Annotated in this window: 18 protein-coding genes; 10 read left to right on the forward strand and 8 right to left on the reverse strand. The window is 71.8% G+C overall.

What is annotated here, in order from left to right; translation table 11 throughout:
• Positions 1 to 15 precede the first annotated feature (15 nt).
• Positions 16 to 1038 (reverse strand): DUF932 domain-containing protein, encoded by a 1023-nt coding sequence (locus AMIR_RS16335; RefSeq protein ID WP_187313521.1) that lies wholly within the window; start codon positions 1036 to 1038, stop codon positions 16 to 18.
• Between the two features lie 243 nt (positions 1039 to 1281).
• On the reverse strand, positions 1282 to 2061 hold the full coding sequence (locus AMIR_RS16340) for an IS5-like element ISAmi2 family transposase (protein WP_041836501.1): 780 nt from the start codon (positions 2059 to 2061) through the stop codon (positions 1282 to 1284).
• Positions 2062 to 2237: 176 nt separating this feature from the next.
• Here AMIR_RS16340 and AMIR_RS16345 point away from each other — a divergent pair, with 176 nt between their 5' ends.
• Both AMIR_RS16345 and AMIR_RS16350 read left to right on the forward strand, forming a co-directional pair.
• Entirely contained in the window at positions 2238 to 2831 is a 594-nt protein-coding gene (locus tag AMIR_RS16345) for a hypothetical protein (protein ID WP_049796859.1), read from the forward strand.
• A 9-nt stretch (positions 2832 to 2840) separates the two neighbouring features.
• On the forward strand, positions 2841 to 3680 hold the full coding sequence (locus AMIR_RS16350; RefSeq protein WP_015802067.1) for a hypothetical protein: 840 nt from the start codon (positions 2841 to 2843) through the stop codon (positions 3678 to 3680).
• Between the two features lie 226 nt (positions 3681 to 3906).
• On the opposite strand, the gene AMIR_RS16355 is transcribed toward AMIR_RS16350, so the two are convergent.
• The 5 genes from AMIR_RS16355 to AMIR_RS16375 all read right to left on the reverse strand — a co-directional run bounded on the left by AMIR_RS16355 (position 3907) and on the right by AMIR_RS16375 (position 8742).
• The gene (locus tag AMIR_RS16355) at positions 3907 to 4671 is read right to left on the reverse strand and encodes an SAM-dependent methyltransferase (protein ID WP_245554622.1); all 765 of its coding nucleotides are present in this window, start codon (positions 4669 to 4671) and stop codon (positions 3907 to 3909) included.
• A gap of 17 nt (positions 4672 to 4688) precedes the next feature.
• Positions 4689 to 5504 (reverse strand): SAM-dependent methyltransferase, encoded by an 816-nt coding sequence (locus tag AMIR_RS16360; RefSeq protein WP_015802069.1) that lies wholly within the window; start codon positions 5502 to 5504, stop codon positions 4689 to 4691.
• Positions 5505 to 5568: 64 nt separating this feature from the next.
• Positions 5569 to 6792, reverse strand: a complete 1224-nt coding sequence (locus tag AMIR_RS16365; RefSeq protein WP_015802070.1) for a cytochrome P450 — start codon at positions 6790 to 6792, stop codon at positions 5569 to 5571.
• A gap of 28 nt (positions 6793 to 6820) precedes the next feature.
• Positions 6821 to 8038, reverse strand: coding sequence for a cytochrome P450 (locus AMIR_RS16370; protein ID WP_015802071.1), 1218 nt, complete (start codon positions 8036 to 8038; stop codon positions 6821 to 6823).
• Positions 8039 to 8085: 47 nt separating this feature from the next.
• The gene (locus AMIR_RS16375) at positions 8086 to 8742 is read right to left on the reverse strand and encodes an O-methyltransferase (RefSeq protein ID WP_015802072.1); all 657 of its coding nucleotides are present in this window, start codon (positions 8740 to 8742) and stop codon (positions 8086 to 8088) included.
• 252 nt (positions 8743 to 8994) lie between these two features.
• Here AMIR_RS16375 and AMIR_RS16380 point away from each other — a divergent pair, with 252 nt between their 5' ends.
• The 7 genes from AMIR_RS16380 to AMIR_RS16410 all read left to right on the forward strand — a co-directional run bounded on the left by AMIR_RS16380 (position 8995) and on the right by AMIR_RS16410 (position 15948).
• On the forward strand, positions 8995 to 9861 hold the full coding sequence (locus AMIR_RS16380) for a 3-hydroxyacyl-CoA dehydrogenase family protein (RefSeq protein ID WP_015802073.1): 867 nt from the start codon (positions 8995 to 8997) through the stop codon (positions 9859 to 9861).
• The gene (locus tag AMIR_RS16385; protein ID WP_015802074.1) at positions 9858 to 10133 is read left to right on the forward strand and encodes an acyl carrier protein; all 276 of its coding nucleotides are present in this window, start codon (positions 9858 to 9860) and stop codon (positions 10131 to 10133) included. The genes AMIR_RS16380 and AMIR_RS16385 overlap by 4 nt, the downstream gene beginning before the upstream one ends.
• Complete coding sequence (locus tag AMIR_RS16390; protein WP_015802075.1) at positions 10130 to 11317, forward strand: acyl-CoA dehydrogenase family protein; 1188 nt, start codon at positions 10130 to 10132, stop codon at positions 11315 to 11317. The genes AMIR_RS16385 and AMIR_RS16390 overlap by 4 nt, the downstream gene beginning before the upstream one ends.
• A complete protein-coding gene (locus AMIR_RS16395) occupies positions 11314 to 12405 on the forward strand; it encodes an HAD-IIIC family phosphatase (protein ID WP_015802076.1) in 1092 nt (363 codons plus the stop codon). Before AMIR_RS16390 ends, AMIR_RS16395 begins: the two co-directional genes overlap by 4 nt.
• A 53-nt stretch (positions 12406 to 12458) precedes the next feature.
• Complete coding sequence (locus AMIR_RS16400; protein WP_015802077.1) at positions 12459 to 14468, forward strand: carbamoyltransferase family protein; 2010 nt, start codon at positions 12459 to 12461, stop codon at positions 14466 to 14468.
• Positions 14469 to 14499: 31 nt separating this feature from the next.
• Positions 14500 to 14826, forward strand: a complete 327-nt coding sequence (locus AMIR_RS16405; protein ID WP_015802078.1) for a hypothetical protein — start codon at positions 14500 to 14502, stop codon at positions 14824 to 14826.
• A gap of 192 nt (positions 14827 to 15018) precedes the next feature.
• Positions 15019 to 15948 (forward strand): ROK family protein, encoded by a 930-nt coding sequence (locus AMIR_RS16410; RefSeq protein ID WP_015802079.1) that lies wholly within the window; start codon positions 15019 to 15021, stop codon positions 15946 to 15948.
• Here AMIR_RS16410 and AMIR_RS16415 read toward each other — a convergent pair.
• Positions 15906 to 16337 carry a type II 3-dehydroquinate dehydratase gene (locus tag AMIR_RS16415; protein WP_041836800.1) on the reverse strand — a complete coding sequence of 144 codons (432 nt, stop codon included), beginning with the start codon at positions 16335 to 16337 and terminating at the stop codon, positions 15906 to 15908. The two genes, AMIR_RS16410 and AMIR_RS16415, sit on opposite strands and share 43 nt — an antisense overlap.
• A gap of 243 nt (positions 16338 to 16580) precedes the next feature.
• Between AMIR_RS16415 and AMIR_RS16420 the strand changes: the two genes are divergently transcribed.
• Positions 16581 to 17747 carry a DegT/DnrJ/EryC1/StrS family aminotransferase gene (locus AMIR_RS16420; RefSeq protein WP_015802081.1) on the forward strand — a complete coding sequence of 389 codons (1167 nt, stop codon included), beginning with the start codon at positions 16581 to 16583 and terminating at the stop codon, positions 17745 to 17747.
• Positions 17748 to 17762: the final 15 nt, after the last annotated feature.

Raw genomic sequence — 17762 nt, forward strand, 5'->3', positions numbered from 1 at the left:
GGGGGGTGGGTCCGGTCAGAGTCCCTGGGTGATCAGGTCCCAGGCAATCTGGGTGGTGTTCAAGGCTTCCTGCTTCGGGAACAGGGTTGAGGTGGCCCGGACCCGGCGGGCATCGGCGGTCGGCTTGACCACCTTCACATGCTGGGCATGGAAGAGCACGGCCATCAAGGCGGTCCAGCGGGACCCCTTGCACTCCGGCATCAGGGTCTCACCCTTGACCCAGGCGGACATGTACTGCTTGCGGTCCTCATACTGCTGGTGCTGCAAGGCGGAGTGGGTCGGCATGGCCTTGTCCTTGAGCACCGTGTCCGCGAACTCCAGTGCCTCCTTGACGGACATCTTCTTGCGGAGCAGCCGGGTAGCGGTCTCCTCCATCTGTTCGGCCATCCGGGTGAGAAGGTCCAGGCCCTCACTGGCCTCGGTGATGCGGGCATCCTTGTTGTCCTCCGGGGACAGCTCCACCCGGCCCGGAAGCCCCGGCAACACCACCGGCAAGACGGTCTGGGTGGTGTTGTGCATCGGCATCACCCGGAGCACGGAACCACGGCCCGGCACCAGGCTGTTGACCAGAACGGCCCTCATGTCCAGGGTGTCGGTCTTGCCCACGGACACCAGGTCGGGCACCCGCACGGAGACGAACGCCCCGGCCCCCTCCCACAACGGCCCGGCCTGGGCGGGCTTGGCACCCGGCATGTTCTTCAGGATGTCGGCAAGGACTTCGGCCCGGACCTCAATGGCCACCGGGTTGACCTCACGGGTGGTGTGCCCCAGGTGCCGGAACCCATACGGGGCTTCCGGGTCCACCCTGACCAGCCCCCACACCCCCGGTGCCTCCACCAGCACGGTGGTGTGGTCCAGCTCCACAAGCTTGCTCCCGGTCTCGGACGGAACCTCCTCCAACATCAGGCACCCGGTGCTGTGGGGCTTGCCAACCGGCTTGGCACATTCGGTGCACTTGCCAGAGGGCACAAGGTTGGCCATCGGCTGACGGGTGACGGACCACCCGGACACCCCGGCCTTCCTCATGAGTTCGGCCACGGTCCGGCTGCTGTTGTTGGCGGTGCCGAGCTCCCTCCAGGCATCCACCAGACGGGAATCGGATTCCTGCTGTGGTGCGGCGGGTGCCTTGGCGGACTTGGCCTCTGCCGGGCTCTGAGCCTTCGGGGCTGCGGTGCTCTTGGTGGCGGCTGGAGTGACCTTGGCGGGTGCCTTGGCGGCGGTCGGAGCGGCCTTGGTGTCCTTGGCGGCGGCCTTGGTGTCCTTCGGTTCAGTGAGCCTTTTTCATCCTGTGGTGGCCTCGTAGTTCTGTAGGACGTGGATGGCTTTGGCCAGTCGGCCGGCGCGGCGGGGGCAGCAGCGGAGTTTGCGGAGGATGCGCCAGGTCTTGAGCTGGGCGTTGGCGCGTTCGCCGGGGCCGCGCAGGCGGGCATGGGCGCGGTTGGCGTCCTTCTGTGATTCAGGTTTGTTGCGGCCCTTGTAAGGGGTGATCACGTGGCGGTCGGTCGGGTCGTAGGCGTGGTAGCCCTTGTCGCCCAGGGCGATCAGCCCGGCGTGGCGCAGGGCGGCGAGGATGTTCCAGATCCGGGCGGCGGCGGTGTCGTGGGTGCTGCCGGGCAAGTCGCCGGACACCCACAGGATCGTGCCGTCCGGGGACGCGATCACCTGCAGGTTCACTCCATGGATCTTGTGCTTGCCGGAGTAGAAGGGGCGGTCGGCGGCGATCCGGTCGATCGGGATGAGCGTGCCGTCGATCACCACGTGGGCCATGCCCTGGCGTTTCGCCTTGCGCAGCGCTTCTCGGAGCTTCGGGGACCGCTGGGCGAGCAGTTCGACGGTCTCGTTGACATAGCGCCAGCAGGTGGAGGTCGAGACCGCGAACCCGGCGGCGAGATCGGCGAAGGTCTCGCCTTTGCGCAGGTACACCAGCACCAGCAGGGCTTGTTGTCCTGGGTTGAGCTTGCGCCACACCGATCCGAGCTGCTTGCGGTGGGCGCGGACCAGCCCGGACACGAAGGTCAGGGTCTGATGTGACAACGGCAGCGCGGCACGGTAGAACAGCACGTGAAGCCCCTGGCGGTGCAGAACTTTCTTGGTCGATAGCTCTGCTACCAGGGGCTTCGCCATGTCCGGGCGGAGCCACGCCGATGCTCATCAACCTGTGATCAGCAAGAAGCACTACACGGCAACGCATCCAGCCCAGGATGAAAAGGGCTCAGGATCTTGGGCTTGCGCCGTCGGTGATCCTGTTGCACAACCCCGAGCACTCGCTTGCCGACCTGTCCTCCGAAGAGGCGTTCGACCAGCTCGCCGCAGCAAGTCGGGAGTTGGAGGCGGCGAAACGGGCTGGCTTGTGCAGCCGTTGGGGGATCTCGTCGTGGGACACGAGGTCGTTGGAGCGCGCGGTGCTGGGGCGGCCGAACGCTCCGGTGAAGCCGGATGTCCTCATGGTCAGGGCGGGACTCCTGGTTGGTTACGACGTGCTCGAAGCGTCGGAGAGGCTGTTCGCTCACCTGGACATCTCCCACGAGGGCCGTTGGGGCATGAGTCCTTTCGGTGGCAACGCCACAGCGTCGATCTGGAGTGAGTTCGACCCCCGCCTCTTTCTCGAACAAGGTATTCCTGCCGCGACTCGCGCACAGGCGGTGTTCAGGGCAGCGTGTGACTTGCCCTTCGTCCATCGCGTTGCAACAGGAACCGACAGCCCTTCGCACCTTGCCGAACTAGCCTTGGCGACGGGCTTGCAGACGGACGAGAAGGTTGTTTCCTCCTATCGGGCGCTTCTACGTCGCAAGCAGACGGAAGCGCGCAAGTCCACTACCGAGATTGGTTAACGTTCGCTCGTGGAATTCGACGGCTACAACCTGCGCGAACAGGCGTTGCACGACGTGTTCGCGGAGATCGAGAAGGCATTGAGTGTTCGACTCGAACACGATGGGATCACCTTCGGCACCCAGGGAGCGACGGTGGGGTTCCCCACCGGGTCGAACAAGTGGGTGCGGCTGTCCTGGCGGCCCATTCGCGGCGGGCACTGGGAGTCCTGGACCGGCCCCGAGGCCGCAGCCGCGATCAGCGGCGTCAGGATGCCCAACCTCTACCGCTCCTACAGGTGGACCGACGAAAACCGCGCGGTCGTGTGGCGAGCCGACGAGGGAGACCTGGTTGCCTCCAAGGCTGTCCACGCCACCGGAGTGATCGACGGCGACCCTGGGTTGTCACCCACCTGGTGGAAGGACCTGGCGGAGTCGTTGCGGGCGCTTCAGGCGGTCAACACCGAGCGCACGGCCGTCACGCAGGAGCACATCTCGCGCCGCATCAACCAGGTGTTCGCAGGGGAGGAACTGAGCACCCATGTTGACGAGTGGCAGACGGCGCACGCCGACCTGCACCTCGGCAACCTCACCGCCCCCGACTGCGTGCTCTTGGACTGGGAGAGCTGGGGGCAGGCACCGCGTGGCCTGGACGTCGCGACCCTGTGGGGGCACAGCCTCTTGGTGCCGGAGGTGGCAAGTCGTGTTCAGGCCGAGTTCGCGGAGGACATGAACAGCCGATCCGGCCTGCTGGCGCAGCTCATGTTCTGCGCCAACGTCATCCGGCTGAACAAGGCGAAGGCGAACCCGAGCCTGCTGCTCGCCCCGGCACGGATCGAGGCTGGCAGGCTGGTTGAGGCGCTACGGGTGTAGCGCAAGGTGCCCGGCGAGTAGGTGGAGGCGATCCACCCGGACAGCCTCCACCTACTTGGCTTTCTGACCTGCGAAAACGGTCTCACCTCTGTTGTCAGTCAGAGTGAATTTGACATTCGCCAGGCCACACGAAGAAGAGGGACGCGGGATCGGGGAGCTGCGGGCTCGCTGCGCTCGCCCCGCAGCCCGCGAGGCGGTGGCGTCCGTGGGGGACGCCACCGCGTGGTTACGGGTGTTCGGCTACTGCTAGGAAGCAGCCGAATTCTGGGACGCCCACCAGGTCGCGTGGGTGGAACAGCAGGCCCTTCGCGTCGCCTACCAGATCGGCCAGTTCGCGGAAGTTGCGTTGGACGGTGTGGTCGGTGATATCCAGGAGTTCCCGTAAGCGTAGGCCTGCTCGGTGTAGTAGTGCGGGGTAGTCGTCTGCGTTGGGCAGGGACACCATCGATGCTCGGCAGAACTCGGTTATCGCTGGGTGTCTGCGGGTGGGTCTTGGGGCGCGTTCGAACAGTTCGGTGAGGACCAGTCGGCCGCCTGGGCGCAGTACGCGTCTTGCCTCGTTCAGGACCCGCTCGCGGTCGGGCATGTGGATCAGGGACTCGATTGCCATGACCGCGTCGAACGAGGAGTCCGGGAACGGGAGGGCCATCGCGTCTGCGTGGAGGAACTTGGTGTTGTCCGCGTGGCCCGCGGACTTGGCCAGGTGGGTCGCGTGGGTGATCTGGGCGGCGCTGATGCTGATTCCGGTCACGTGGGCGCCGGTCAGGTCCACCGCGCGCAGGGCCGGGCCGCCTACGCCGCAGCCCATGTCGAGCACTCGGTCGCCCGTGGTCACGTGCAGGCGGCGGACGTGCTCGTCGGTGAAGCGCACCACCGCTTCGGCGCGTGGAACCGGTGAGTCCGGTGTGTCCCAGTAGCCGATGTGCAGGTTCGGGTCGGCTGCGCCGCCCTCCAGCTCGGCCTCCAGCAGGTCGTCGTACAGGCGGCCCACGGCCTCGGGGGTGGGGGTCACGGGCGGTCTGCGGCGACCAGCAGGCAGCCGAACTCGTCCACGCCGAACAGCTCCGCCAGGTCGAAGTCGACCGGGCGGTCGTTCTGGCTGACGATCTCCAGGGTCTCCCGCCAAGTGCGTTCCATGGTCTGCTCGGTGATGTCCAGCAGCTCCCGCACGCGCAGGCCCACCCGGTGCAGCATCGGCACGTAGTCGTCCACGTCGGCCATCGTCGTCATCGCGGTTCGGCAGAAGCCCTCGATCGCGGGGTGCATCCCCGGCGTGTGGGGTGCGCGTTCGAAGAAGTCGGTGAGGACCAGGCGGCCTCCGGGGCGCAGGACCCGGCGCGCCTCGGACAGGACCTGCTCCCTGGACGGCATGTGCAGGATCGACTCCAGGGCCATCACCGCGTCGAAGGACTCGTCCTCGAACGGCAGCCGCATGGCGTCGGCGCGCTGGAAGGTGGCGCGGTCGCCCACGCCCGCCTCGGTGGCCAGCCTGGTGGCGAGCTTGACCTGCTCCTCGCTGATGCTCACGCCGACGACGCGTGCGCCGGTGGTGCGCACGATCTGGGTCGCCGGGCCGCCGATGCCGCAGCCCAGGTCCAGCACGCGGTCCTCGACGTCCACCCGCAGGCGCTCGACCATCAGCTCGGTCAGGCGCACCACGGCCTCGCGCATGGGCACGTCCGAGGTCGGGTCGTCCCAGTAGCCGATGTGCAGCTGGTGGTTGAACTTCTCGAACTGCTCGTAGGTGTGCTCGTCCTTCAGGATCTGGTCGTAGAGCTTGCCGACCTCCTCGGGGACGGGCACGGACAGCGTGGTGTCGCTCATGGGAACGGCCTTTCGGGGTCGGCTTGCGGGAGGTCTGCGTGGCAGGAGGTCTGGTGGGACGGGGTCACCAGGTGACGGGCAGCTCGTAGACGCCGTAGACGATCCCGTCGTGCTTGAACGGGATGCGCTCCAGCGCGGTCGCCAGTCGCAAGGTCGGGACGCGGCGGTAGAGGGTGTTCACGACGACCTGCAGCTCCATGCGGGCCAGCGACTGGCCCAGGCACTGGTGGGTGCCGAAGCTGAACGCGAAGTGCTGCTTCACCGGCCTGCGCAGGTCCAGCACGTGCGGGTCGCCGTCGTAGACGTCGGGGTCGCGGTTGCCGATCGAGGTCGCCAGCACCACGCCCTCGCCCGCGCGGATCACCTGGCCGTCGATCTCCACGTCCTCGGTCGCCACGCGGCGCATCCCGGTGTGCGAGATCGTCAGGTAGCGCATCAGCTCCTCGACGGCGGTCTCGGCGAGGGAGGGGTCGTCGCCCGCCTGGAGCAGCGCCAGCTGGTCGGGGTGCCGGAGCAGCGCGAGGGTGCCGAGCGCGATCATGTTCGCGGTGGTCTCGTGCCCGCCCGCCAGCACCAGGACGGTCATGTCGACCGCCTCCGGCCTGCTGATCTCGCCTGCCAGCACCCGTGCGCCCAGGTCGGAGAGGAGGTCGTCGGCGGGGTCGGTCATCTTGTCGCCCAGGACGCGGTCGAGGTGGTGCTGGAGCTCCTCGCTGGCCTCGGCCCGTTCCTGCGGGGGCACGTCCTGGCGGATCAGCACGGCGCTGTTGCGCTCGAAGACCTCGTGGTCGGAGTAGGGCAGGCCCAGGACGGCGCTGATCGCGAGGGACGGGATGGGCAGCGCGAACGCGGTGACCAGGTCGACCGGGTTGGGGCCCGCGAGGAGTTCGTCGATCTTCTCGTCGACGATCCGCTGCACGAACGGGCGCAGGCGTTCCACCTTGCGGACGGTGAACGGGCCCAGGACCATCCGGCGCTGCCGGTTGTGCTCGGGGTCGTCCATGAGCGGGAAGCTGCTGATGAACGTCGACTTGTCCTCGATGCGGATCGGGCTGGGGTAGCCGGGGCGCAGGAAGTCCGCGCTGAGGCGGGGGTCGCGCAGCAGCTCGCGCTGGTGGGCGTGCTTGGTGATCAGCCACGGGGTGCTGCCGTCCCACAGGCGCACCCGCGACAGGCCGCCCGCCTCCTGCGCCTCGCGGAGTCGAGGGGGCGGGTCGAACGGGTGCTCGGGCGACCTGGGCATCGGGAACTCCGGGGCCAGGTCGGGGGTGGGGGTGGTGCGGGTCATCGGCTCTCCCCTGGTGGACGGTCGGTGCTCACCACGTGACCGGCAGCGAGCGCAGGCCGAGGTTCATGGACTCCAGGGCGAAGTCCAGGTCCTCGAACGGCGTGGCAGGCGCCAGGCCCGGCAGGCCGCACAGCAGGGTCTCCAGCGCGATCTGCAGCTCGACGCGCGCCAGCGTCATGCCCACGCACTGGTGGACGCCGTAGCCGAACGCGAAGTGCCGCCGGGCGTTGTGCCTGGTCACGTCGAGGCGGTCGGGATCGGGGAAGACGTCGGGGTCGCGGTTGGCCGCGGGCAGGTTGACGATCACGCCGGAGCCCGCGGGAACGAGCACGCCGTCCAGCTCGACGTCGTCCAGGGCCACGCGGCCGGTGCCGTCCTGGACGATGGTGTGCCAGCGCAGCAGCTCCTCGACGGCGTTGGCGAAACCGGCGGGCTCGGCGCGCAGGAAGGCCAGCTGCTCGGGGTCGCGCAGGAGAGCGGTCGTGCCCAGCGCGATCATGTTCGCGGTGGTCTCGTAGCCCGCCAGCAGCACGACCATCACGGTGGCGACGAGCTGCTTCCGGGTCAGCTCGCCGGTGCGCTCGAAGTCCAGCACCAGGCGGCTGATCAGGTCGTCGCCGGGGGCGGCCCGCTTGGCCGCGCACAGGTCGTCCACGAACCCGACCATCGAGTTGATGGCGGCGCCCATCTCCTCGGCGGACAGGGACGGGTCCAGGGCGCGCGTCGAGTCGCGCGCGAACTCGTCCAGGCCGGGGCCCGCCACGCCGAGCACGCCGCCGATCACCAGGGACGGGATCGGGAACGCGTAGTGGGCCACCAGGTCGGCGGGGGAGCCCGCCTGCACGAGCTGGCGCAGCTGGGCGTGGCAGATCGTGGTGATCGCGGGGCGCATCGCCTCCACGGGGCGGCTCGCGAAGTGCCCGGCGACCATGCGGCGCAGCCTCGCGTGCTCCGGGTCGTCCATCTTGCCGAAGTTGAACACGTCGTCCGGGATGTCGAACTTCACGAAGCGCGGCTGGGCGCGGTTGGCGCCGTCGGAGCTGAAGCGCGGGTCGGTCAGGGCGGTGCGGCACACCTCGTGACCGGTGAGCAGGAACGGGGTGCTGCCGTCCCACAGGCGGACCCTGGTGACGGGCTGCTCCTCCCGTAATTGGCCGTAGCGCGGGGGTGGCGCGAACGGGCAGTCGCCCCGGTCCCGCCGGAACGGGTAGGCGGGCAGGTCGGTGGCCACGTCCTCGGTGAACACTGCGGCGGCCTTTCTCTCCGGGGGAATTCGGCGCGATTCGGGCGGGTTCACCGCTTCACGGCGAGCGTGATTCCGTCCGCGATCGGCAGCAGGCACATGTCGACCCGCTCGTCGGCGTGCAGCAGCGCGTTCAGCTCGCGCACGGCGGTGGTGTCCGGATCGGTCGCGGACGGATCGGCGACCCGCCCGAAAAAGAGCGTGTTGTCCACGACGACCAGGCCGCCGGGGCGCAGCAGCGTCAGCGCGCGCTCGTAGTAGTGGACGTAATCCGACTTGTTCGCGTCGATGAACACCAGGTCGAACACGGCGTGCTCGGCGTGCAGGCCGGCCAGGGTGGCGCGGGCGTCGCCGACGCGGACGTCGATGCGGTCCGCGACGCCCGCCCGCTCCCAGAACGGCCTGCCCATGTCCGGCCACTTCGCGACGACGTCGCAGGTCACGACACGTCCGCCGGGCGGGAGGGCGCGGGCCATGCACAGCGTGCTGTACCCGGTGTAGGTGCCGACCTCCAGCACCGAGCGGGCACCGACCAGGCGCACCAGCAGGCCGAGCAACTGCCCCTCCTCCGGGGCCACCTGCAGCGCGGACGCGGCCGGGAGAACCGCGGTCCGCTCCCGCAGACCGGCGAGCACGTCGTCGTCGCGCAACGAGGTCGCGCGGACGTAGTCGAGGATTTCCGAGGTGGCGCTGATCTGCTGAGCCATGGGGGAGGACTCTTCCGTGGAATTCGGAGATCGGTACTGCCGCCACAGTCTATGAACAGTTCTGCGGCTGTCAATCGACGATTTGACGGCGCGTTCGGGACATTCGATTTCCGGTTCCGTTGAGGGGGGTTCAGGGGGGCAGGTCAGGGGGTCGGGCGCGCCTTTCCCGGCACACGATCGAGGGTGGAATGCGCGTGCCGGGACGGCGCGCGGACCGGACGGCGGCCGCGGTGGCCGCGGCGGGGGAGCGCGATGGGAGAGCAGGGCGGCAGGACGGTGCTCGCCGTTCTCGGCGCGGGCACGATGGGCCTGGGGATCACCTCCCTGGCCGTCGGGCACGGCGTGCCGGTGGTGCTGGTCGAGACCGACCGGGCCAAGGTCGGGCGGGCGCGGGAGGCGGTGGCCGCCCAGCTGCGCATGGCCAGGCTGATGCGGGCGCTGCCCGAGGACCGCGAGCGGGGCGAGCTGCTCACCACCACCTCGCTCGCCGACGTCGCGGACGTCTCGCTGGTGGTGGAGGCGGTCACCGAGGAGCTGCCGGTCAAGGCCGAGGTGCTGGCCGGGGCCGCCGCGCTCACCGGGCCGCGCGTGCCGCTGGTGTCCAACACCTCCTCGATCCCGATCGACGAGCTGGCCGGGCACGTCCCCGACCCGGCGCGGCTGATCGGCACGCACTTCATGAACCCGCCGTACCTGATCCCCACGGTCGAGGTCGTCCGGGGCGCGCGCACCGGCGCGGACGCGCTGGAGACCCTCGTGGGCGTGCTGGGCGAGCTGGCCCGCACACCGGTCGTCGTCGGCGACGGCCCCGGCTTCGTGACCAGCCGGATCGTCCACCCGATGATCAACGACGCGATCCGCGTCGTCCAGGAGGGCACGGCCTCCGTCGAGGCCGTGGACGCCCTCATGCAGGACTGCCTCGGCCACCGCACGGGACCGCTGCTCACGGCCGACCTGATCGGCCTGGACAACCTGGCCGACTCGCTGCGCGTGCTGGCCGAGCGCACCGGCGACCCCCGCTCCGCGCCCTGCGAGCTGCTGCTGCGCAAGGTCCGCGACGGGCACCTCGGGCGCAAGTCCGGGCGGGGCTTCTACGACTACGGGAAGGCACAGCTGTGACGACCTCCTCCCAGCCCGGCGCGCTCACCGCCGACGCGGTGGCCGAGCGGGTGCAGGCGTTCCTCGCCGAGCGCACCAAGCAGACCTGGGAGCCGGACACCGACCTGTTCGCGTCCGGCACCGTCACCTCGATGTTCGCGATGGAGCTCGTGGTGCACCTGGAGTCGACCTTCGACGTCGTGATCGACGGGCCGGACCTGGGCCTGGACAGCTTCCGCACCGTCAACACCATGACCGCGCTGGTGCTGCGGCTGCGGGAGGCGGGGCGGTGAGCGACGCCGTCGCACTGGCCGGGCTGGTCGCCGAGCGCGTCGGCGACCGCGCCGCCGGGTGGGACCTGGCGGGCGAGCTGCCGCGCGAGCTGCTGGTGGAGCTGGGCGGGCTGGGGGTGCTGTGCGCCCAGGTCGGCGCCCCGCACGGCGGTCTCGGGCTGGGCAGCCGGGAGAACGGCGAGCTGACCGCGTCGGTGGGGGAGCTGTGCGGCTCGCTGCGCAGCGTCATGACCTCCCAGGGCATGGCGGCGTGGACCGCGCGCAGGCTCGGGACCGCCGAGCAGCGCGAGCGGTTCCTGCGCAGGCTCACCTCGGGCGGGCTGGCGGCGGTCGGGTTCAGCGAGCCGGGCGCGGGCAGCGACCTGTCCGCGATGACCACGACCATCACCGACACCGGCGACGGCGAGGTGGTGGTGACCGGCCGCAAGTCGTGGATCACCGCCGCCCACTACGCGGACCTGCTGGTGGTCTTCGGGCACTACCGGGGCGGGGCGAGCGCGGTCGTCGTGCCCGCCGACGCGCCCGGCGTGCGGGTGGAGCGGGTGCCGAACCCCAGCGGGTGCCGGGCCGCCGGGCACTCCGGGATCACCCTGGACGGGGTGCGGGTGCCCGCCGCCGACGTCCTGGGCGGCACCGGGCTGCCGCTGCCGCTGGTGGTCACCGCCGCGCTGACCTACGGGCGGGTGTCGGTGGCGTGGGGCTGCGTCGGCATCCTGCGCGCCTGCCTGGCCGCCGCCGTCGAGCACACCACGACCCGCGAGCAGGGCGGCGGCGTGCTGGCCGACCACCAGCTCGTCGCCCGGCACCTGGCCGAGCTGCACGTCGGCGAGCAGGTCGCCGCCCGCGCGAGCGAGCACGCCAGCGCGCTGTGGGACGCGAACTCGCCGGACCTGGCGGTGGCGGCGGTGCAGGCCAAGTACCTGGCCTCGCGCGAGGCCGCCGCCGGGTCCGGGCGCGCGGTGCAGCTGCTCGGCTCCGCGGGCGCCAGCGACGGGCACGTGGTGGCGCGGGCGCACCGGGACGCGAAGCTCATGGAGATCATCGAGGGCACCTCCGAGATCTGCCAGCTCGTGCTCGCCCAGCACGTGCGCAGCCGGGCCCCGCGCGGCCTTGAGCAGCGCGGACTTGACCAGCGCAGCCATGACCAGCGCAGCCGAACTCCGCTCAGGGAGCAGCAGCCGTGACCGAGACCCCCGCACCGACGGTCAAGTGCCTGGTCTGGGACCTGGACAACACCCTGTGGCGCGGCACCCTCCTGGAGGACGCCGACGTCGTCCCGTTCGAGCGGGTCCGCGAGGTGATCACCGCGCTCGACGGGCGCGGCGTCCTGCAGTCCGTGGCCAGCCGCAACGACCACGACCACGCCTGGCCCGTGCTCGAACGCCTGGGCCTTGCCGACTACTTCGTGCTGCCGCAGATCGGCTGGGGCGCCAAGTCGGCGTCGGTGCGCGCCATCGCCGACCGGCTCGGCTTCGCCCACCGCACGATCGCGTTCGTCGACGACAGCCCCGTCGAGCGCGCCGAGGTGGCCCGCGCCCTGCCCGAGGTGCGCCTGTACACCGAGGCCGACGTCGCCTCCCTGCCCGAGCGCCCCGAGTTCAGCCCCGCCGTGGTCACCGCCGACTCGCGGCAGCGGCGGCTGATGTACCGCGCAGGCTTCGAGCGCGACGCCAGCCGCGAGGGCTTCACCGGGCCCGACGAGGAGTTCCTGCGCACCCTGGACCTGGAGGTGGTCGTCGCGCGCGCGGGCGAGGCGGACCTGACCCGCGTCGAGGAGCTGACCCTGCGCACCAGCCAGATGAACGCCACCGGCGTGCACTACGACGACCGGGCGCTGCGCGGCCTGCTCGCCGACCCCGCGCACGAGGTGCTGGTCGTGGCCATGTCCGACCGGTTCGGGCCGCACGGCGCGGTCGGCATCGTGCTGCTGGAGCGGCGCCGGCGGGTGTGGCACCTCAAGCTGCTGGCCACCTCGTGCCGCGTCGTCTCGCTCGGCGCCGGGTCGACGCTGCTGACCTGGCTCACCGACCAGGCGGCGCGTGCGGGCGCGCACCTGGTCGCCGACTTCCGGCGCACCGACCGCAACCGGATGATGGAGATCGCCTACCGGTTCGCCGGGTTCGCCCCCGCCGACTGCGCCTGCGCCGCCGAGCTGCCCGCGCCCACCGAGGAGGGCGTGGAGCGCTTCCACCTCGTGCCGACCGCGAAGCCCGCGCCCACCGCGCTGCGGCTGACCTCGCCCGACCTCGCCGCCGTCGCGCCCCGCGCCTGACGGCGACCCCCTCCGCGCCCCAGCCCTCGCCTCCCGGATCAAGGTGATGCCACATGCTCGTGCTCGGGATCAACGGGAACTTCTCGCCCGCCGAGACCGACCTCGTCCCGTCGATGTCGGAGCTGTTCTTCCACGACGCGGCAGCGTCCCTGGTGCGCGACGGCGAGCTCGTGGCCGCCGTGGAGGAGGAACGGCTCAACCGCGTCAAGAAGACGACCAAGTTCCCGTCCACCGCCATCCGCGAGTGCCTGGCGCTCGCGGGCGCGACCGTGGACGACGTCGACGCGGTCGGCTACTACTTCCCCGAGGACCACCTCGACCTGGTGCTCAACCACGTCTACACCGAGCACCCGAGGGTGCCACTGCGGTTCTCCCGCGAGCTGATCAAGCAGCGGCTGCGCGAGGACCTCGGCTGGGAGCTGCCCGACGACAAGCTCGTCTACGTGCCGCACCACGAGGCGCACGCCTACTCGTCCTACCTGCACTCGGGCGCGGACGAGGCGCTGGTGGTGATCTTCGACGGCCGGGGCGAGGACAACTCCGGCACGGTCTACCACGCGCGTGGCGCGCACCTGGAGAAGCTGCACGACTACCCGGTGGAGAAGTCCCTCGGCGGGCTGTACCTGAACGCCACGTTCCTGCTCGGCTACGGCTTCGGCGACGAGTACAAGGTCATGGGGCTCGCCCCGTCCGGCGACCCGTCGACCTACCGCGAGGTCTTCTCCGGGCTGCACGCGCTGCGCGACAAGGGCGAGTACGACCTGATCGGCAACACCAAGGTGCCGAACCTGGTCACCCCCGCGCTGGTCGCCGCCGGGTTCCGGCCGCGCCGCAAGGACGAGCCGTTCAGCCAGGCGCACCGGGACTTCGCCGCCGCGCTGCAGGAGGCGACCGAGAAGATCGCGCTGCACGTGCTCGGGCACTGGGCCGAGGTCACCGGGCTGCGCACGCTCGCGTTCGGCGGCGGCGTCGCCCACAACTCCACGCTCAACGGCCGCATCCTCAAGGCCGGGCTGTTCGACGAGGTGTTCATCCACCCCGCCTCGCACGACGCGGGCGCCGGCGAGGGCGCCGCGTACGCCGCAGCCGCCGCGCTGGGCGTGCTGGAGCGGCCGTCGGCGCGGCTGGTGTCGGCGGCGCTCGGGCCGGACCTCGGCACGGACGAGCAGGTCGCCGCGCGGCTCGCGGACTGGTCGCCGGTGGTGGAGGTGACGCCGCTGGTGGACCCGGTGGAGACCGCGGCGAAGCTGCTCGCCGACGGCGAGGTGCTGGGCTGGGCGCACGGCCGCTCCGAGTTCGGGCCGCGCGCGCTCGGGCACCGCAGCATCATCGCCGACGCCCGGCCCGCGGAGAACCAGACGCGGATCAACGCCATGGTGAAGAAGCGGGAGAGCTTCCGGCCGTTCGCGCCCGTGGTCACCGCCGAGGCCGCGCGGGACTGGTTCGACCTGTCCGGGGCGCTGGGGCACCACGAGTTCATGTCGTTCGTGGTGCCGGTGCTGCCCGCCAGGCGGGCCGAGCTGGGCGCGGTCACGCACGTGGACGGCAGCGCGCGCGTGCAGGTCGTCACGCCCGAGTCGGGAGAGCGCTTCCACCGGCTGGTGGCGCGGTTCGGCGAGCTGACCGGCACCCCGGTGCTGCTCAACACCTCGTTCAACAACAACGCCGAGCCGATCGCGCAGAGCCTGGACGACGTGCTCACCAGCTTCCTGACCACCGGCCTGGACGGCCTGGTCGTGGAGGGCTTCCTGGTGCGGGCCCGCCCCGAGCAGGACCTGGGCGCGCTGGTGCCCAGGCTGCGCCCGGTGACCCGCCTGGCCGTGCGCACCGCGCCCGCGCCGGGCAGCGCGGCGGCGGGAGAGCCGGTGCACGAGGTGTCGCTGGAGTACGACCACGGGCCCGTCACCGCCACCACCGCGCAGGCGCACGCGCTGCTCAGCCGGGTGGACGGCGTGACGACCCTGGCGGAGCTGGTCGGCGGCGCGCCGTCCGAGGAGTTGACGCGCGAGCTGCGCCGGTTGTGGCAGGGTCGGTTCGTCGAACTCATCCCGGCCCTCGGCTGACCGGGTCCGCGTCAGGCACCGGGAGGCAGCGGTGACCCCCATCCCCGGCACACCACCCGGCGCGGGCCGGGTGGAGGACGCCGTGCGCGAGGTGCACGCCGACGTGACGCGGCTGCTGGAGAAGCTGGGCGGCGCGGGAGGCGGGGCGGACGCGTACGTCGCGGCCTGCCTGGCGTGCCTGGAGGCGGCGCGCAGCATCACCGAGGTGGCGACCGGGCGCAGCGACCCCGAGCCCGGCGCGCACGAGGCGCTGCAGGCGGCGAACGCGGCCACGCGGGCGATCCGGTTCGCGCTGGTGGAGAGCGGCGACGCCCGGCGGGCCGAGGCGGTGGCGGCCTGGCGGGCGGCGGCGTCGTGAGCGGCGGTCCGCGCGGGTGGTGGTGCGCTGGGTGGAGGTGTGGCGGCGTCGTGACCGCAGGCCTGTGCGGTGGTGGTGTGGCGGCGTCGTGAGCGAGGACCGCGCGGGTATCGGTGTGGCGGGCGGCGTCGTGGGCGGCGGCCCGCGCGGGTGGTGGTGCGGCGAGGGGTGCGGACGGCGGGAGGTCGGGGTGTGAGCGGGGCGCTGCTCGGGGTGGACGTCGGCGGGACCAAGGTGGCGCTGCGGCTCGAACGCGGGCCGCTGGTGCTGCGGGAGGGCTTCCGGTGGCCTGGGGACGGTGATCCGCGCGCCGACCTCGACCTGCTCGGCCGCGCCGTCGCCGACCTCGCCGGGCGGGCCGGGGCGCCGCTCGACGGGGTCGGGATCGCGTTCCCCGGCACCGTCGACGGCGGGGTCGTCACGGCCTGGCCCAGCCGTCCGGGGTGGGTCGGCGTCGACCTCGCGGGGTTCCTCGGCGGGCTGGCCGCCCCGGTGCTCGTCGCGGACGACGGCGACCTCGCCGCGCTCGCCGAGGCCCGTGCCCACGGGTGCGCCGACCTGGTCTACGCGGGCGTGGGGACCGGCGTCGGCGGGGGCGTCGTGTCCGGTGGCCTGCCGTTCCCCGGACCTGAGCGCGGGTCCTGCGAGCTGGGGCACGTCGTGGTGGCGCTCGACGGGCCGCCCTGCCCGTGCGGGCGGGCCGGGTGCGTGCAGGCGTTCGCGTCCGGACCGGCCGTGCTCGCCGAGGCCGCCAGGCTCGGCGGCGCGCCGGTCACCGGGGAGGACCTGGTGCGGGCGCTCGGCGACGGGCGCGGGTGGGCGCGGGCCGCGGTCGAGCGGGGGGCCCGGGCGCTGGCCGCCGCGCTCGTCGGCGTCGGCGAGCTGGCGCGGCCCTCGCTGTGCGTGGTCGGGGGCGGGTTCGCCGCCGCCGTGCCCGGATACGTCGACGCGGTCGCCGACCGCTGCGCCGCACTCGCCCGGCCCGGCCACCCGACCGCGCCCGTGCGGCCCGCGCTGCTCGGCGGCCTGTCCTCGCTGCGCGGGGCCGTGCACGCGGCCGGGCTCGCGCGCGACGGCGGTCAGTCCACCAGGTCCAGCAGCGCGCGGGCGGCCAACCGGTAGCCGCGCGCGCCCAGGCCCGCGATGAGACCGCTCGCCAGCGGCGCCAGCACCGACTCGTGCCGGAAGCTCTCGCGCGCCCACACGTTCGACAGGTGCACCTCGATCCACGGGCGCGGGTAGTTCGCCAGCGCGTCCCGCAGGCTCCAGCCCGCCATCATCAGCGCGCCGGGGTTCACGATCGCGCCCACCGTGTCGTAGGACGCCTCGATCTCGTCCACGAGCTGGCCCTCGCCGTTGCGCTGCACCGAGCGGACCGACCAGCCGCGCCCGGCGACCTCCTCGCCGACCGCCTTCTCGACGTCCGCGAGCGTGTCGGTCCCGTACACCGACACCTCGCGGCGCCCCAGGATGCCGAGGTTCGGCCCGTTCACCAGCAGCAGCTCGCCCACGCCTGACACCTTTCCCCGAAAGCGCCGCCGGGGCGCGCGGACGCCCCGGTTCCCGTTCACCCCCATTGTGCGCACGGCTGTGCCGCTGTGCCCGCGTGCTGCGGTGATGGCCTGGGAACAGGGGGGATTAGGGGGAGGTCAAGGGGGTTGGTCGGGATCTGCGGAATCGGTAGCGTCGAATTCCGAAAGCAGGCCGCGGTGAATTCCCCCGCGCCATTTCCGCGAACGACGGGACAGGGGCTCATGAGCAATTCTCCGGACGCAGGCATCGAGTTCCCGGCCTGGCCGCAGCACGACGACGCCGAGCGCACGGCCCTGCTGCGCGCGCTGGACCAGGGCCAGTGGTGGCGGGTCGGCGGCAGCGAGGTCGACGAGTTCGAGCGCGAGTTCGCCGAGTACCACGGCGCGGGCCACGCGCTCGCCGTCACCAACGGGACGCACGCGCTGGAGCTGGCGCTCCAGGTGCTCGACGTGGGCCCCGGCGCCGAGGTGATCGTGCCCGCCTTCACCTTCATCTCGTCCTCGCAGGCCGTGCAGCGCCTCGGCGCGGTCGCCGTGCCCGTGGACGTCGACCCCGACACCTACTGCCTGGACGTCGCCGCCGCCGAGGCCGCCGTCACCTCCCGCACCTCGGCGATCATGCCCGTGCACATGGCGGGCCAGTTCGCCGACATGGACCGGCTGGACAAGCTGTCCACGAGCACCGGCGTGCCGGTCCTGCAGGACGCCGCCCACGCGCACGGCGCCCACTGGCGCGGCAAGCGGGTCGGCGAGCTCGGGTCGATCGCCACGTTCAGCTTCCAGAACGGCAAGCTGATGACGGCGGGCGAGGGCGGGGCCGTGCTGTTCGAGGACGAGGCCCAGTGGGAGAAGGCGTTCGTCCTGCACAGCTGCGGCAGGCCCAAGGGCGACCGCGGCTACTTCCACCTCACCTCGGGCTCGAACTTCCGGATGAACGAGTTCTCCGCCGCCGTGCTGCGCGCCCAGCTCGGCAGGCTGGACTCGCAGATCGCGACCAGGCAGGCCCGCTGGCCGGTGCTGTCCGCGCTGCTGGCGGGGATCGACGGCGTCGTGCCGCAGACCGTCGACCCGCGCAGCGACCGCAACCCGAGCTACATGGCGATGTTCCGGATGCCCGGCGTCACCGAGGAGCGGCGCAACGCGGTGGTGGACGAGCTGGTGCGGCGCGGGATCCCGGCGTTCATGGCGTTCCGGGCGGTCTACCGCACCCAGGCGTTCTGGGAGACCGGCGCGCCCGACCTGACCACCGAGGAGCTGGCCGCCCGGTGCCCGGTGTCGGAGGAGATCACCCGCGACTGCGTGTGGCTGCACCACCGGGTGCTGCTGGGCACCGAGGAGCAGCTGCACCGGCTTGCCGCCGTCGTGGCCGACGTGGTCGCGGGCGCGTGAGCGCGGGGTGGCGGG

The sequence above is a fragment of the Actinosynnema mirum DSM 43827 genome, assembly GCF_000023245.1.
Lineage (GTDB): Bacteria > Actinomycetota > Actinomycetes > Mycobacteriales > Pseudonocardiaceae > Actinosynnema > Actinosynnema mirum.

What these genes read in the sequence shown, in the direction of transcription:
- AMIR_RS16380 (WP_015802073.1), top strand. Translation starts at nt 8,995, where the DNA reads ATGGGAGAGCAGGGCGGCAGGACGGTGCTCGCCGTTCTCGGCGCGGGC.
- AMIR_RS16365 (WP_015802070.1), bottom strand. Translation starts at nt 6,792, where the DNA reads ATGACCCGCACCACCCCCACCCCCGACCTGGCCCCGGAGTTCCCGATG.
- AMIR_RS16400 (WP_015802077.1), top strand. Translation starts at nt 12,459, where the DNA reads ATGCTCGTGCTCGGGATCAACGGGAACTTCTCGCCCGCCGAGACCGAC.
- AMIR_RS16360 (WP_015802069.1), bottom strand. Translation starts at nt 5,504, where the DNA reads ATGAGCGACACCACGCTGTCCGTGCCCGTCCCCGAGGAGGTCGGCAAG.
- AMIR_RS16375 (WP_015802072.1), bottom strand. Translation starts at nt 8,742, where the DNA reads ATGGCTCAGCAGATCAGCGCCACCTCGGAAATCCTCGACTACGTCCGC.
- AMIR_RS16420 (WP_015802081.1), top strand. Translation starts at nt 16,581, where the DNA reads ATGAGCAATTCTCCGGACGCAGGCATCGAGTTCCCGGCCTGGCCGCAG.